Raw genomic sequence first — 13,768 nt, forward strand, 5'->3', positions numbered from 1 at the left:
GGATGACCCCACGATAGGCCGCGGGTACCGCCCGGGGCGAGTCGTTGACCACGGGGGCCCCTCTTGCGGCACGGAGTCAACGCGCACGGCGTGTCACGCTTGAGTCGAACAGGTGTTCGTCTATCGTGGGCTGTGTTCGACGGCTAGATGCTGGTCAGGCCGACTTGTCGGTGGCCGCCTCTAACGTCATGGCCAACTGATCGAAACCGATCATCGAACACCGACCAGGATGGAGACCACCATGGCACCGCAGGCCCCTGACCGCGAAAAAGCCCTCGAACTCGCGCTGGCCCAGATCGAGAAGAACCACGGCAAAGGCTCGGTGATGCGCCTCGGCGACGAGGTGCGTCAGCCGATCTCCGTCATTCCCACCGGGTCGATCGCCCTGGACGTGGCGCTCGGCATCGGCGGACTACCGCGTGGCCGGGTCATTGAGATCTACGGTCCGGAATCCTCGGGTAAGACCACGGTCGCGCTGCACGCCGTGGCCAATGCCCAGGCGGCCGGCGGCATCGCGGCCTTCATCGACGCCGAGCATGCGCTGGACCCGGAGTACGCCAAGAAACTCGGCGTGGATACCGATTCGCTGCTGGTATCTCAGCCCGACACCGGTGAGCAGGCGCTGGAAATCGCCGACATGCTGATCCGATCGGGCGCGCTGGACATCCTGGTCATTGACTCGGTGGCCGCGTTGGTGCCGCGTGCCGAGATCGAGGGCGAGATGGGCGATAGCCACGTCGGTCTGCAGGCTCGTCTGATGAGCCAGGCGCTGCGGAAAATCACTGGCGCTATGAATAATTCGGGTACCACGGCGATCTTCATCAACCAGCTACGCGAAAAAATCGGCGTGATGTTTGGGTGCATGAATTACACCACTCGGGTGACGCTTGCTGACGGCACCACCGAGAAGATCGGCAAGATAGTCAACCAGAAGATGGACGTCGAGGTGCTGTCCTACGACCCGAATACTGACCAGATCGTTCCCCGCAAGGTGGTCAACTGGTTCAACAACGGCCCGGCCGAGCAATTTCTGCAATTCACGGTGGAGAAGTCGTGCGGTAGCGGCAAGTCACAGTTCGCCGCTACTCCCAACCATATGATTCGCACGCCCTCGGGGTGGACCGAGGCCGGTGATCTCATCGCCGGTGATCGAGTGATGGCCAGTGAGCCGCATCTACTCAGCGAGCAGCAGTTTCAAGTGGTGCTCGGCTCGCTGATGGGTGATGGGAACCTGTCGCCTAACCTCCGGGATCGCAACGGTGTCCGGTTCCGGCTCGGTCACGGCGCCAAACAGGTCGACTACCTGGAGTGGAAAACCGCACTGCTGGGCAACATCAAGCACTCGACGCGTACAAGCGAGGCGGGTGCGCGGTTCGTGGACTTCACGCCCCTCCCCGAATTGGCGGAGCTGCAGCGTGCGGTGTACCTCGGTGACGGCAAGAAGTTCCTGTCGGAGGAGTATCTCAAGGCGCTCACCCCGCTGGCGTTGGCCATTTGGTACATGGACGACGGCTCCTTCTCATTGCGCTCCAAGGGGCTGCAGCAGCGCACGGCCGGCGGCAGCGGCCGAATCGAGATCTGTGTGCAGGCGATGAGCGAAGGCGCTCGGATTCGAGTGCGAGACTATCTCCGCGATACTCACGGTCTGAACGTGCGGCTGCGCCAGGTTGGTACGACCGGCCAGTCGGTGCTGGTGTTCTCAACCGACGCAACGGCGAAGTTCCAGGAATTGGTGGCGCCGTACATGGCACCATCGATGGAGTACAAACTGCTGCCGCGATTCCGCGGACAGAGCACGGTGACACCGCAGTTCGTTGAGCCGACCCAGCGGCTAGTGCCCGCGCGGGTCCTCGACGTTCACGTCAAGCCGCACACGCGGTCGATGAACCGCTTCGATATTGAGGTTGAGGGCAACCACAACTACTTCGTTGACGGTGTGATGGTGCACAATTCTCCTGAAACGACAACGGGCGGAAAGGCTTTGAAGTTCTACGCCTCAGTTCGGTTGGATGTCAGGAGGATCGAGACCCTCAAGGACGGTACCGATGCGGTGGGCAACCGCACTCGTGTCAAGGTCGTCAAGAACAAAGTGGCTAGCCCCTTCAAACAAGCCGAGTTCGACATCCTTTACGGCAAGGGCATCAGCCGCGAAGGTTCGCTCATCGACATGGGTGTGGAACAGGGCTTCATCCGCAAGTCCGGCTCCTGGTTCACCTACGAGGGCGAGCAGCTGGGCCAGGGCAAGGAGAACGCCCGCAACTTCCTGCTGGAGAACGTCGACGTGGCCAACGAGATCGAGAAGAAGATCAAGGAAAAACTGGGCATTGGTGCCGTGATGACCGATGACTTGAACGATGACGTCCTGCCCGCCCCCGTCGACTTCTGAGGCCTCCCGCGAGGAGCAGGCGCACAACGTATGTCTGCGCCTGCTCACCGTGCGGGCCCGCACCCGCGCCGAGCTGGCGGAACAGCTGACCAAGCGGGGTTATCCCGAGGATGTCAGTGACCGGGTGCTGGACCGGCTCGCCGACGTCGGTCTTGTCGACGACGCCGACTTCGCCGACCAGTGGGTCCGGTCGCGGCAGCGCAACGCCGGAAAAGGCAAGCGCGCGTTGGCCGCCGAACTGCGCAACAAGGGTGTGGACAACGAGGTGATTACCGCCGCGTTGGCCGACATCGACGCCGGAGCGGAACGGACGCGGGCCGAGGAATTGGTGCGGGCCAAGCTGCGCCGGGAAAGGCTCGCCGACGGCGATGACATCAAGGTGGCGCGCAGGCTCGTCGGCATGCTGGCGCGGCGCGGCTATCACCAGACCATGGCCCTTGACGTCGTCAACGCGGAGCTGGCCGCCGAACACGAACGACGCCGGGTCTAGCCAGCTCTATTCGTCTCGCTGTACATCCTTGCGCCCCATCGATCGGTAGATAGTCAATCTCGACTGCCGCCGACGGGTCTCCGGGCTGTAGGTATGGTGCCAAACAGCCACGAAACGAAATGGGGTCGGTGAGGAATGGGTTTGCGGTGGTGCGCGCTGACGGCGGTCTTCATTTGCGTCTCCCTGTTGGGCATCGCGCCCAACGTCGTCCCACACGCTTCAGCACAACCTGAACCGCAACCTGAGGAACAGTCGGTCACCGTCGCGATTCACCCGCTCGAGCCGTTCGTCATGCCAACCAGTAGCGGCGAGCTGACAGGTTTCAGCGTCGACCTGTGGAACGAGATCACCAAAGACTTGGGCTGGTCTACCGAGTACCTCGATACTGGCGACGTGCGGGGACAGCTGGCCGCCGTCGCCGAAGGACGTGCCGACCTGGCGATCGGCGGCATCTCGTTGACGGCCGAGCGCGAGCAGGCATTCGACTTCACCCAACCGACGCTCGGTTCCGGGTTGCAGATCATCGTGCCCGTGCACAACACCCGCCCCTCCGTACCCGGCTTGGGTGGCTATCTTGATTTGTTGTTCTCGCGAACCATGCTGATCTGGTTGGCCGCCGCCGTGGTAGTCAGCGTCATTCCGGCTCATATCTTTTGGCTCATAGAGCGGCGCAGCGCCAAGCCGGTTGTAGCGCGATCCTATTTCCCCGGCATCATTCAATCTTTCGGATGGGGCATCGGATCACTGGTCGGTAGAAACAGCACCTCCGCAACCAAAGCGCTGACGAAATCCTTGGCCATTCTGTGGGGATTTGCCGGTATCGTGTTCATCGCGTTTTACTCAGCGAACCTGAGCGCCACTTTGACCGTGGCCAAACTCGACGCCAAGATCAACGGACCGGCGGATCTCTACGGCAAGTCGGTGGCCACCGTCGAGGGCACCACCGCAGCCAACTTCCTTCGCGGCATGGGAATTGATGCCACTGAGACGAAAACGATCGACGATTCATACCATCTGTTGCGCGAAGAGGGATACGAGGCGGTGGTCTTCGATGCGCCCGTCCTGCGCTACTACGTCGCCCACCGGGGCGAGGGAGTAGCGGTCACGGCGGGACCGGTGTTCCAAGAAGAAGACCAGGGTTTTGTGCTCGATATCCACAGTCCGCTTCGCAAGCCAGTGAACCAAGCGCTCTATCGCCTGCGCGAAAACGGCACCTACAACCTCATCAGGGAAAAGTGGTTCGGCGACGACGCAGCCACCAGCGCCGAAGATCTCAACTGAACACATGGGCTCGCTCCTCGCTATGCGACCGTCGTGCCAGGTCCGCCTGCGGCAACAGCATTAAGGTTGCGGCCATGCACGTATCGGTAAAGCTCGCGCCGACGTTCGACTACGCCACGCTCGAGCAGTTCTGGCGTGCCGCAGATGACCTCGGATTCCCGGCAGTGTGGAACTACGACCACTTCTACGGTCTGGTCGACCATGCCGACCCCACGCTGGAAGGCTGGACCACGCTGGCGGCGATGGCGGTGGTGGTCCGGCGCGCCCGGGTGGGCTGTCTGGTCAGCGGCGTCACGTACCGCCACCCCGCGGTGCTGGCCAAGATGGCGGCGACGGTCGACCACATCGCTGGCGGGCGAATGGATTTCGGTCTCGGTGCAGGTTGGCATGAGGGCGAACACCGCGGCTACGGAATTGACTTTCCGTCCCCGGGCGCGCGGGTGGCGATGCTCGACGAAGCGCTCACCGTCATCCGGCGGCTCTGGACCGAGGAGTCGGTCACCTTCGCGGGGCGGTTCTACACGCTCACCGACGCATTGTGCGAACCGAAGCCGGTGCAGCGCCCCGGTCCGCCCATCATCGTGGGCGCCGCGCAGCCGAAGATGCTGCGCGTGGCCGCACGCCACGCCGACGAATGGAACATGCCGTCGACCTCATTGCAGGAGTGGCGTACGGCCAGCGGCCATCTCGACGCCGCCTGCGCCGAGCTGGACCGTGACCCGTCGTCGATCCGTCGAGGCGTGCAGTTGTTCTTGCACCCGGCCCGTCCCGATCAGGTCGACGCTCAACTGGACAGCATCGCCGAGTACGTCGACGCCGGCTGCGAGCATGTGGTGCTGTCGTTCTATCAGCCGCCGGGCGATGCGTTGTTGCGCCGCTGCGCCGAGTTGCTGTAGCCGCGCTTCGGCGCCGCGCGCTGGAAACCGTTCGGGCTAACCGATCTTCGCGCCGGGCGCGCCTTCCTCCTCGACGGCCTCGGCCTCCATGGGCACCGGCCCGCGCCGCGAGCGCCGCATCCGGGCCTCCACCCACGTCGCGAACCACGACAGCGTGAAGTTGACGGTGATCATGATCACCGCGACGACCATCAACGCGGGGATGTAGTTGCCGTACGCCGCGCCGACCTGGGTGCCCTGGCGCACCAACTCGACGAAGGTGATCACGAACCCGATCGAGGAGTCCTTGAGCACCACCACCAACTGCGAGATCAACACCGGCAGCATCGACGTGATCGCCTGGGGCAACAACACCGAGCGCATCGTCTGACCCCAGCTCAGCCCCAGCGCCCACGCGGCTTCCGTCTGCCCGCGCGGCAACGCCGCGACACCGGCCCGCACGATTTCGGCGATCACCGCGGCGTTGTACAGCGTCAGACCGGTGATCACACCGGCCAGTGCCAGGTATTCGCCAGGGAACACGCCGTAGAGCGCATACAGGAAGTACGCGAAGATCATCATGATCAGCACCGGCACTGCACGGAAGAACTCCACGACCACCGAGCACAGCCACCGCACCGGGAGTACCCGTGACAACCGGCCCACACCGAGCACTAGGCCAAGGGCCAGCGCAAGCACGATCGAGACGCCGGCAGCGGTCAGCGTGCCTTCGACGCCGGGCATGATGTAGGTGGTCCACAGATTCGCCGTCAGGAACGGCTCCCACTTCTCCGCGGTCAGCTGACCCTTGGCCTGCAACTGCGAATACACCACCCACAGCGCCAACAGCGCGATCACGACGGTGATCACCGTGATGATGTGGTTGCGTATCCGCGCCCGCGGGCCGGGGGCGTCGAACAGCACCGATCCGCTCATAGTGCCCCGTTCTTCGCGCAAGCGCTCATCGGGGCCTTCTGTTCTTCGCGCAAGCGCTCATCGGGGCCTTCTGTTCTTCGCGCAAGCGCTCATCGGGGCCTTCTGTTCTTCGCGCAAGCGCTCATCACCGCGCCACCGCCATTCGCTTACCAAGCCACCCGAACAACAGCCCCAGCGGCAACGTCAAGATGACGAACCCTGCGGCGAAAATGCTGCCGATCACCAGCAGCGCGGCCTCGTTCTCGATCATCTCCTTCATCAACAGCGCCGCTTCGGCCACACCGATCGCCGAAGCGATGGTGGTGTTCTTGGTCAACGCGATCAGCACCGAACCCAACGGGATGATCACGGCCCGAAACGCCTGTGGCAGCAGGATGATCCGCAGGTTCTGGCCGAATGACAGCCCAAGCGACCGGGCCGCCTCGGCCTGGCCGAGCGGCACGGTGTTGACGCCCGAACGCAACGTCTCGCAGACGAAAGAGGCGGTGTAGACGGTCAATCCGAGCACCGCCAGCCGAAAGTTACTGTCTTCGATCGACGTGAGCGATTGGGGATCCACCAGGGTGATGCCCAACGTCTGGGCTATCCCGAACGAACAGAACAGGATGATCAGCGTCAGCGGGGTGTTGCGCACCACGTTGACATAGGCCGCACCCAACCATTTGAGCACCGGCACCGGCGCCAGCCGCATCGCGGCCAACACCGTGCCGAGCACCAGCGCCCCGACGGCGGAGTAGATCGTCAGCTGGATCGTGGTCCAGAACGCCTCGAAGATCTGGGCCTGGTATCTGGTGAAGATCTCCACGTGCGGCGGTCGGCCCTAGGTCTGGTCGATCGTCGGCGGGTTGGGAGCCGGCAGTCCCGATGCGCCAAGGTTGTTGTCCCAGGCCGCCTTCCAGGCGCCGTCCTGCTCCATCTTCACCAGCGCGTCGTTGATCTGCGTCTGCAGTTCAGTGTCGTCCTTCTTCAGGCCGATGCCGTAACGCTCCTCAGAGAAGGTGTCTCCGACGATCTTGAACACCCCGGGGCTCTGGGCGGCGTAGCCCGCCAGAATGACCTCGTCGGTGGTCACGGCGTCGACCGCGCCGTTCTTGAGTGCCTCGATACACGCCGAATACGTGTCATACTGCTGCAACTGCACACCGGGGTACTGGTCCTTGATGCGTTGCGCCGGTGTCGAACCCGTCACCGAGCACAGCTTTTTGTTGTTCTCCAGCGACTCCGCGCCGACGATGTCGGTGTTGTCGCTGCGCACCAGCAGGCTCTGACCCGTGATGAGGTACGGCCCCGCGAACGACACCCGCTCCTTGCGCGAGTCGGTGATCGAATACGTCGCGACGATGAAATCGACCTGACCGTTGGCGATCAGCGTCTCGCGTTGCGCCGACGGCGCTTCCTTCCACTCGATCTGGTCCTCGGTGTAGCCGAGTTGCTGGGCCACATACCTGGCCACGTCCACGTCGAATCCGGTCATCGTGCCGTCGGGGTTCTTCAGACCGAGACCGGGCTGGTCGAACTTCGTCCCGATGACGACCTTCTCCCCGTCGCCACCACCGCCGCCACAAGCCGCCAGCGGTAACGCCACGGCGAGCGCGAGAGCGGCGACTACACGCCTCGGAATGGATCGCATTGGGGGTTCCTTTCCACTAGTGGTGCAGGATCTTGCCTAGGAAGTCTTTGGCCCGGTCGGTGGTGGGGTTGGTGAAGAACTCCGACGGCGGGGCCGACTCGACGATGGCCCCGTCGCACATGAATACCACTTTGTCGGCCGCGCCCCTGGCGAACCCCATCTCGTGGGTGACCACCAACATCGTCATGCCGTCGGCAGCCAGCGACGTCATCACGTTGAGCACCTCGGTGATCATCTCGGGGTCCAACGCGCTGGTCGGCTCGTCGAACAGCATCACCTTCGGGTTCATCGCCAACGAACGGGCGATCGCCACCCGCTGTTGCTGGCCGCCGGAGAGCTGAGCCGGAAACTTGTCGGCCTGGTTGGCCACGCCGACGCGCTCGAGCAGCGCCATCGCCTTCTCGCGCGCCGCATCCTTGGATGCCTTGCGCACTTTGCGGGGCGCCAGAGTCACGTTCTCCAGGATCGTCTTGTGCGCGAACAGGTTGAACGACTGGAAGACCATGCCGACATCGGAGCGCAGCTGGGCCAGCTTGCGGCCCTCCTCCGGGAGCACCTCACCGTCGATCGCGATGGTCCCCGAATCGATCGACTCCAGCCGGTTGATGGTGCGGCACAACGTCGACTTGCCCGAGCCCGACGGGCCGAGCACGATGATCACCTGGCCGCGCGCGACCTCGAGGTCGATATCCCTGAGCACGTGCAGGCTGCCGAAGTACTTGTTGACCGCCTGCATCGAGATCATCGGCACGTCGGATCGGGCCGGATCGACGTCTTTGACCTCCGACCCGGTGGTTTCCATGGGTGCAGACCTTACCGAGGGAAGGTCCAGCGTGCCCGGAAGTCGTTAATCCGCCCATGTCGCCAGAACGGCCGGTCCGTACCATGGGGCCGTGACTTCGGTGGTAACGCAACAGGCGCAGGCAGCCGCGTCGACGCGCACGCGCACGTCGACCACCGGCCGCGACGTGCGCACCTACCAGGTCCGCACCTACGGCTGTCAGATGAACGTGCACGACTCAGAGCGGTTGGCCGGGCTGTTGGAAGCTGCGGGTTACCGCAGGGTCGACGACGGTCAGGACGCCGATGTTGTGGTGTTCAACACCTGTGCGGTGCGCGAAAACGCCGACAACAAGCTGTATGGAAACCTCAGCCACCTGGCCCCGCGTAAACGGTCCGACCCGAACATGCAGATCGCCGTCGGGGGATGTCTGGCGCAGAAGGACCGTGACACGGTGCTGCAGCGGGCGCCGTGGGTCGACGTGGTGTTCGGCACCCACAACATCGGGTCGCTGCCTGTGCTGCTCGAGAGTGCCCGCCACAACAAGGCCGCGCAGATCGAAATCGTCGATGCGTTAGAGGAGTTCCCCTCCGCGCTGCCTGCTGCACGTGAATCCGCCTACGCCGCGTGGGTTTCGGTGAGCGTCGGCTGCAACAACACCTGCACGTTCTGCATCGTGCCCGCGTTGCGCGGTAAGGAGGTCGACCGCCGACCCGGCGACGTGCTCGCCGAGGTGCAGTCGCTGGTGGACCAGGGCGTGCTGGAGGTGACGCTGCTCGGGCAGAACGTCAACGCCTACGGTGTGTCGTTTGTTGACCCGGAACAACCGCGTGACCGCGGCGCATTCGCCAAGTTGCTGCGGGCGTGCGGACGCATCGACGGCCTGGAACGGGTGCGGTTCACCTCGCCGCACCCCGCCGAGTTCACCGACGACGTCATCGAGGCGATGGCGGAGACGCCCAACGTGTGCCCCACCTTGCACATGCCGTTGCAGTCCGGTTCGGACCGCGTGCTGCGCGCGATGCGCCGGTCCTACCGCGCCGAGCGGTATCTGGGCATCATCGACCGGGTCCGCGCGGCCATCCCGCACGCCGCGATCACCACCGACCTCATCGTCGGCTTCCCCGGCGAGACCGAGGACGACTTCCAGGCCACCCTCGACGTGGTGACGCAGGCCAGGTTCGCCAGCGCGTTCACCTTCCAGTACTCCAAACGACCCGGTACGCCCGCGGCGCAGTTCGACGATCAGATCCCGAAAGCCGTTGTCGGCGAACGCTATCAGCGGCTGATCGACCTTCAGGAGAAGATCTCACTCGAGGCGAACCGGGCGCAGGTGGGCCGTACCGTCGAGTTGCTGGTCGCCACCGGAGAGGGGCGCAAGGACGCCAGCACAGCGCGCATGTCCGGGCGGGCCCGCGACGGCCGGTTGGTGCACTTCAACCCGTCCGGCCGCGAGATTCGCCCCGGCGACGTCATCACCACGACGGTCACCGGCGCCGCGCCGCATCATCTGATCGCCGATGCGCCCGTCGGCACCCATCGGCGTACCAGGGCCGGCGACGCCCACGCCGCCGGGCAACGGCCCCGCACCGGCGTCGGCCTCGGGATGCCGGGGATCGGCGCGCCAACACAGCACGAAACGTCGACCGGGTGCGATCGATGAACGCCCCCGGCAACGGCAACTTCGACCAGTTCAAGGAAGAACTCGAAGCCGCCGAACGCCGCGTCGCCGGTGAAATCGATCCCGGCGCACGAGCTTTGATCATCGCCATCGGCGTTTTCGTGTTGTTGTTGTCCTTCTTGTTGCCGCACACCGGCGCCGCCAACGGCTGGGATGTGCTCGTCCACAGCCAGGACGCCACCGGCGCCGCCGTGTCGCTGCCGTCGCGGTTGTTCATCTGGCTCGCGCTCGTGTTCACCGTCGGGGTCTCGATGTTGGCGCTGTTGACGCGGCGCTGGGCGCTGGCCTGGATCGCGCTGGCAGGTTCCTCGGTAACGTGCGTGCTGGGGCTGCTGGCGGTGTGGTCCCGGCAGACGGCGGCCGAGCCGTACCCGGGACCCGGGATCGGGCTCATCCTCGCGTGGCTGACGGTGATCGTGGTGACCTACCACTGGGCGCGCGCGGTGTGGGCGCGCACCGCTGTGCAGCTCGCCGCCGAGGAGGCGCGTCGCCAGGAGGCCGCCAAGCGCCAGCGGCGGGGTTTGTTGGAGCGGTTCGACGACGACGATCCCGACAAGCCGACGGACTAGCCGCTCAGGACTGGGTCGGACACGCTTCAACCGGGACTTTCATCGTCAGATCGCCCTGCTTTTCGAAGCGGAAAGTGACATCCACCGATGTGCCCGGGCGTGCGGATTCGCGGAGCCCCTCGACACGCACCGATGTCGGTTCGTCGGGGCCGGCGTATCGGCCGACGTCCTCGATCGGTTGGCCCGCGGCGATCGACGTGCGGGGCGGAATCTCCAGCGTTGCGTTCGGAGCGATGCGGATGGCCTCGGCCGCGTCGGATTCGATGGCGAGCAGTGTCTCCGACTCGCCGGACCGGTTGTTGGTCGCGGTGAACGTGAGCGCTGCGTCCTCGCCGACCTGTATGGCACAGGATCCAGGTAGGAAACGCGGCACGATGTAGGCGTTCTCGACCGACGTCTGCGCTGTCTGCGTGTTGGCGCCGCGGTTGGACGAACCGATCTCCGAGCCGCCCCCGCAGCCCGCCGCCAGCAGCGCCAACACCGCTCCGGCCGTCACGCCGCGGTGGCGTATGGAAGCGAGTCGTTGCATATTGCGGGAGTTCCCAGTCGCCGTCGCGTTACACGCCGTAGTCCTGCTGACATCACTGCGAGTGTTCACGGCGCTTTATCAGGAGCAGCTCAGGTAATCGTCCGCGCGCGTCGATAACGTGAATGACAGACCGGTCTGCAGCCCTTGGACATGGGGGATTGCCGACCGGTCTTTGTCATAAGCGATACAGGGAGGTGGCTGTTTTGTCCGCCCTGCTGCAAACAGGCGAACGGATCGACCCCGCACAGCGCGACGACGACTACGCCGACGTGAGCCCCATGTGCAACGAACTGCGCAACACCTCAGACCACGCGAAGCGACGGCGGTTGCGCGCCCGCATCATTTCCCGATGTCTGCCCTTGGCCGACCATATTGCGCTGCGCTTTGCAGGACGCGGTGAATCGGCCGAGGACCTGGCACAAGTGGCCCGGCTGGGTCTGATCAAAGCTGTCGACCGCTACGAACCCGACCGCGGGCCGTTCCTGCCCTATGCCGTGCCGACCATCATGGGCGAGGTTCGACGCCACTTTCGCGACCACACCTGGGGCGTGCACGTTCCCCGCTCGATCAAGGATTTGCACCAGCGCGTGTCTGCCTCCATCGGCTTGCTCTCACAGCGGCTGGGTCGCGCGCCGACGGCCAGCGAGGTCGCTGCCGACCTCGACGTGGACCGCGAAGACGTCGTGCGGGCCGTGGACATGTCCGACGCGTATCGGCCACAGTCGCTGGATGCCGCACCGTCGGGCAGCCGCAAAGACCGACCGGCCGGGGCGGCTCACGGCGCCACCGACCCCCGCTACGACAGCGTGGAAGACGCGCTCACCGTCGCCGACCTAGTGGGCCGGCTGACTGAGCGGCAACGGTTGATTCTGAGGTTGCGGTTCTGTGATGATCTGCCGCAGAGCAAAATCGGAGAACGTCTCGGCGTCTCCCAGGTACAGGTCTCTCGACTGCTTGCCGCGACGTTGGAGCGGCTGCGCGAGTACATCCACGAGGACGACGCGGTGCCCCCTGCGCGCTGATCGCCGTTCGGGCCTGCACAACATGTATGAGTGCCCGCCGAGCCGGGTAGATTGCCGGATGTGAAACGCATCGGTGTCGCTGCGGCATTCGCAACTGTGCTCATCGCCGCATCCGGATGTTCCAATCAGGCCGATCAACCGTCGGAGGCGTCACCGCCGCCTGCGAGCCCCACCACCACAGCCGCACCGGCCAACGCTCCCAACGCGACACCTGACGTCGGCGCCGGCTTCGCCGATCTGGTCGAACGCGTCAGCCCCAGCGTGGTGACCGTTCAGCGCGACGGCGGCGCGGGCAGCGGGGTGGTGCTGCGGCCCGACGTCGTGGTGACGAACGCACATGTGGTCGGTGAATCCCGCGATGTGACAATACTTTTCGCTGACGGTGAGAGTTCTCCCGGCCAGGTGGTCGGCACCGACACGGTGACCGATCTGGCGGTGGTGCGCACCGAACGCCAAGACCTTCCGGTGCCCGAGTTCCGCACGGATCTGCCGCGCGCGGGGGAGATCGCGATGGCCATCGGCAGCCCGCTGGGGTTCCAGAACTCCGTCACCGCCGGCATCATCTCCGGGCTGCACCGCGACATCCCCGGCTCGGCGGCGCAGACCCAGTCGTTGGTCGATCTGATCCAGACCGACGCGCCGATCTCACCGGGCAACTCCGGCGGGGCCCTGCTCGACGCCAGCGGCCGCGTCGTCGGCATCAACGAGGCCTACATCCCACCCGCGGTGGGGGCGGTGTCGCTGGGCTTTGCGATCCCGGCGGCCACCGTGCTCGATGTCACCGAGCAGCTGCTCGCCGACGGCCAGGCCACCCACCCGTACCTGGGCATCTCCACCGGTCAGGTCACCGCCGCCATTCAGCGCATGCTCGGCGTCGATGCCGAACAGGGAGCGTTGGTCGTCGGCGTCGACCCCGGCGCGCCCGCGGCCACCGCCGGGTTACGGCCCGGCGACGTGATCGTCGAACTCGGCGGCGAGCCGGTCGAGACCGTGGAGGACCTGCTGAGCGTGCTGCGTCAGACCCAACCGGGCGCCGAGGAGAAGGTGGTATTTGTGCGCGGCAGCGACCGCCAGGAGACGACCGTGACGATCGGATCCCGCACCGGCTGAGCGACGTTCAGCAGGCCGTCAGCAGGCTATGGCGATCCGGAACCCCGTGGTCGTTGGTTCGTTCGGGGACTCGGCGAAATACCCGTAGGCCGTGCCGGTGAAGTTGAGCACCGAACCGTCGCGGCTGACATCCAGTTTCCCGCTGCCGCCTTGCCAGGCGCTGCCGGTGAACCCGCCCAAGTTGGCGATCTTGACGAACTTGGCCTCGGGGGTACCGCCCTTGCCGACCATCGCGGTGAAACCGCTCGCCTCGTCACCGCCGTCGATGGTCAGCAGCCACTGAATCTGGTTGCACCGCACGTACAGGCGCCCGCCGGTGTCTTTTCCGTCGATGGCGGCCGTCGCGGTGTTGGGCGGCATTGCCGGTGGCTCCGACGGCGGCGACCCTGTTGAGCAGCCCGAGACCACGCCCCCCAGTAATGCGGCGATTACGACGAGTCGAATCATGATCTGTCCTGCGCGGTCGGTGGGCCACGAG

The 13,768-nt window shown here is 65.1% G+C and carries 14 protein-coding genes; 8 read left to right on the forward strand and 6 right to left on the reverse strand.

Going from position 1 to position 13,768, the window contains the following annotated elements:
- Positions 1–241 precede the first annotated feature (241 nt).
- From recA to ABQE44_RS08510, 4 genes are all read left to right on the forward strand, one after another.
- Positions 242–2,386: an intein-containing recombinase RecA gene (recA, locus tag ABQE44_RS08495; RefSeq protein WP_448429144.1), complete on the forward strand. Its 2,145-nt coding sequence runs from the start codon at positions 242–244 to the stop codon at positions 2,384–2,386.
- Entirely contained in the window at positions 2,355–2,876 is a 522-nt protein-coding gene (gene recX, locus ABQE44_RS08500) for a recombination regulator RecX (protein WP_448391058.1), read from the forward strand. The genes recA and recX overlap by 32 nt, the downstream gene beginning before the upstream one ends.
- Before the next feature lie 186 nt (positions 2,877–3,062).
- Complete coding sequence (locus ABQE44_RS08505; protein WP_448391059.1) at positions 3,063–4,157, forward strand: transporter substrate-binding domain-containing protein; 1,095 nt, start codon at positions 3,063–3,065, stop codon at positions 4,155–4,157.
- Between the two features lie 74 nt (positions 4,158–4,231).
- The gene (locus ABQE44_RS08510; RefSeq protein WP_448429145.1) at positions 4,232–5,053 is read left to right on the forward strand and encodes a TIGR03560 family F420-dependent LLM class oxidoreductase; all 822 of its coding nucleotides are present in this window, start codon (positions 4,232–4,234) and stop codon (positions 5,051–5,053) included.
- Between the two features lie 36 nt (positions 5,054–5,089).
- Here the strand turns inward: ABQE44_RS08510 and ABQE44_RS08515 are convergent, their stop codons facing one another.
- From ABQE44_RS08515 to ABQE44_RS08530, 4 genes are all read right to left on the reverse strand, one after another.
- A complete protein-coding gene (locus ABQE44_RS08515; RefSeq protein ID WP_448391061.1) occupies positions 5,090–5,968 on the reverse strand; it encodes an amino acid ABC transporter permease in 879 nt (292 codons plus the stop codon).
- 124 nt (positions 5,969–6,092) lie between these two features.
- Complete coding sequence (locus tag ABQE44_RS08520; protein ID WP_448391062.1) at positions 6,093–6,773, reverse strand: amino acid ABC transporter permease; 681 nt, start codon at positions 6,771–6,773, stop codon at positions 6,093–6,095.
- A 15-nt stretch (positions 6,774–6,788) separates the two neighbouring features.
- Positions 6,789–7,598 (reverse strand): glutamate ABC transporter substrate-binding protein, encoded by an 810-nt coding sequence (locus ABQE44_RS08525; RefSeq protein WP_448429147.1) that lies wholly within the window; start codon positions 7,596–7,598, stop codon positions 6,789–6,791.
- A gap of 16 nt (positions 7,599–7,614) precedes the next feature.
- Positions 7,615–8,343 (reverse strand): amino acid ABC transporter ATP-binding protein, encoded by a 729-nt coding sequence (locus ABQE44_RS08530; RefSeq protein WP_448395927.1) that lies wholly within the window; start codon positions 8,341–8,343, stop codon positions 7,615–7,617.
- Positions 8,344–8,566: 223 nt separating this feature from the next.
- On the opposite strand from ABQE44_RS08530, the gene miaB reads away from it, so the two are divergent.
- Both miaB and ABQE44_RS08540 read left to right on the forward strand, forming a co-directional pair.
- Entirely contained in the window at positions 8,567–10,042 is a 1,476-nt protein-coding gene (gene miaB, locus ABQE44_RS08535; protein ID WP_448429244.1) for a tRNA (N6-isopentenyl adenosine(37)-C2)-methylthiotransferase MiaB, read from the forward strand.
- Entirely contained in the window at positions 10,039–10,629 is a 591-nt protein-coding gene (locus tag ABQE44_RS08540) for an Rv2732c family membrane protein (protein WP_448391064.1), read from the forward strand. Before miaB ends, ABQE44_RS08540 begins: the two co-directional genes overlap by 4 nt.
- Before the next feature lie 4 nt (positions 10,630–10,633).
- Here ABQE44_RS08540 and ABQE44_RS08545 read toward each other — a convergent pair whose 3' ends face one another.
- Complete coding sequence (locus tag ABQE44_RS08545; RefSeq protein ID WP_448391065.1) at positions 10,634–11,125, reverse strand: copper chaperone PCu(A)C domain-containing protein; 492 nt, start codon at positions 11,123–11,125, stop codon at positions 10,634–10,636.
- A gap of 236 nt (positions 11,126–11,361) precedes the next feature.
- Between ABQE44_RS08545 and ABQE44_RS08550 the strand changes: the two genes are divergently transcribed.
- Positions 11,362–12,180, forward strand: a complete 819-nt coding sequence (locus tag ABQE44_RS08550) for a SigB/SigF/SigG family RNA polymerase sigma factor (RefSeq protein WP_448391066.1) — start codon at positions 11,362–11,364, stop codon at positions 12,178–12,180.
- A gap of 60 nt (positions 12,181–12,240) precedes the next feature.
- The gene (locus ABQE44_RS08555; RefSeq protein ID WP_448391067.1) at positions 12,241–13,290 is read left to right on the forward strand and encodes a S1C family serine protease; all 1,050 of its coding nucleotides are present in this window, start codon (positions 12,241–12,243) and stop codon (positions 13,288–13,290) included.
- An 18-nt stretch (positions 13,291–13,308) separates the two neighbouring features.
- Here the strand turns inward: ABQE44_RS08555 and ABQE44_RS08560 are convergent, their stop codons facing one another.
- Positions 13,309–13,650, reverse strand: a complete 342-nt coding sequence (locus ABQE44_RS08560) for a lipoprotein LpqH (protein WP_448391068.1) — start codon at positions 13,648–13,650, stop codon at positions 13,309–13,311.
- Positions 13,651–13,768: the final 118 nt, after the last annotated feature.

The sequence above is a fragment of the Mycolicibacterium sp. XJ2546 genome, from assembly GCF_053483195.1.

Bases quoted from the DNA above. Each gene is read 5' to 3' on its own strand.
- ABQE44_RS08515 (WP_448391061.1), bottom strand. From the start codon at position 5,968: ATGAGCGGATCGGTGCTGTTCGACGCCCCCGGCCCGCGGGCGCGGATA.
- ABQE44_RS08560 (WP_448391068.1), bottom strand. From the start codon at position 13,650: ATGCCGCCCAACACCGCGACGGCCGCCATCGACGGAAAAGACACCGGC.
- ABQE44_RS08525 (WP_448429147.1), bottom strand. From the start codon at position 7,598: ATGCGATCCATTCCGAGGCGTGTAGTCGCCGCTCTCGCGCTCGCCGTG.
- recA (WP_448429144.1), top strand. From the start codon at position 242: ATGGCACCGCAGGCCCCTGACCGCGAAAAAGCCCTCGAACTCGCGCTG.
- recX (WP_448391058.1), top strand. From the start codon at position 2,355: ATGACGTCCTGCCCGCCCCCGTCGACTTCTGAGGCCTCCCGCGAGGAG.
- ABQE44_RS08540 (WP_448391064.1), top strand. From the start codon at position 10,039: ATGAACGCCCCCGGCAACGGCAACTTCGACCAGTTCAAGGAAGAACTC.
- ABQE44_RS08510 (WP_448429145.1), top strand. From the start codon at position 4,232: ATGCACGTATCGGTAAAGCTCGCGCCGACGTTCGACTACGCCACGCTC.
- ABQE44_RS08530 (WP_448395927.1), bottom strand. From the start codon at position 8,343: ATGATCTCGATGCAGGCGGTCAACAAGTACTTCGGCAGCCTGCACGTG.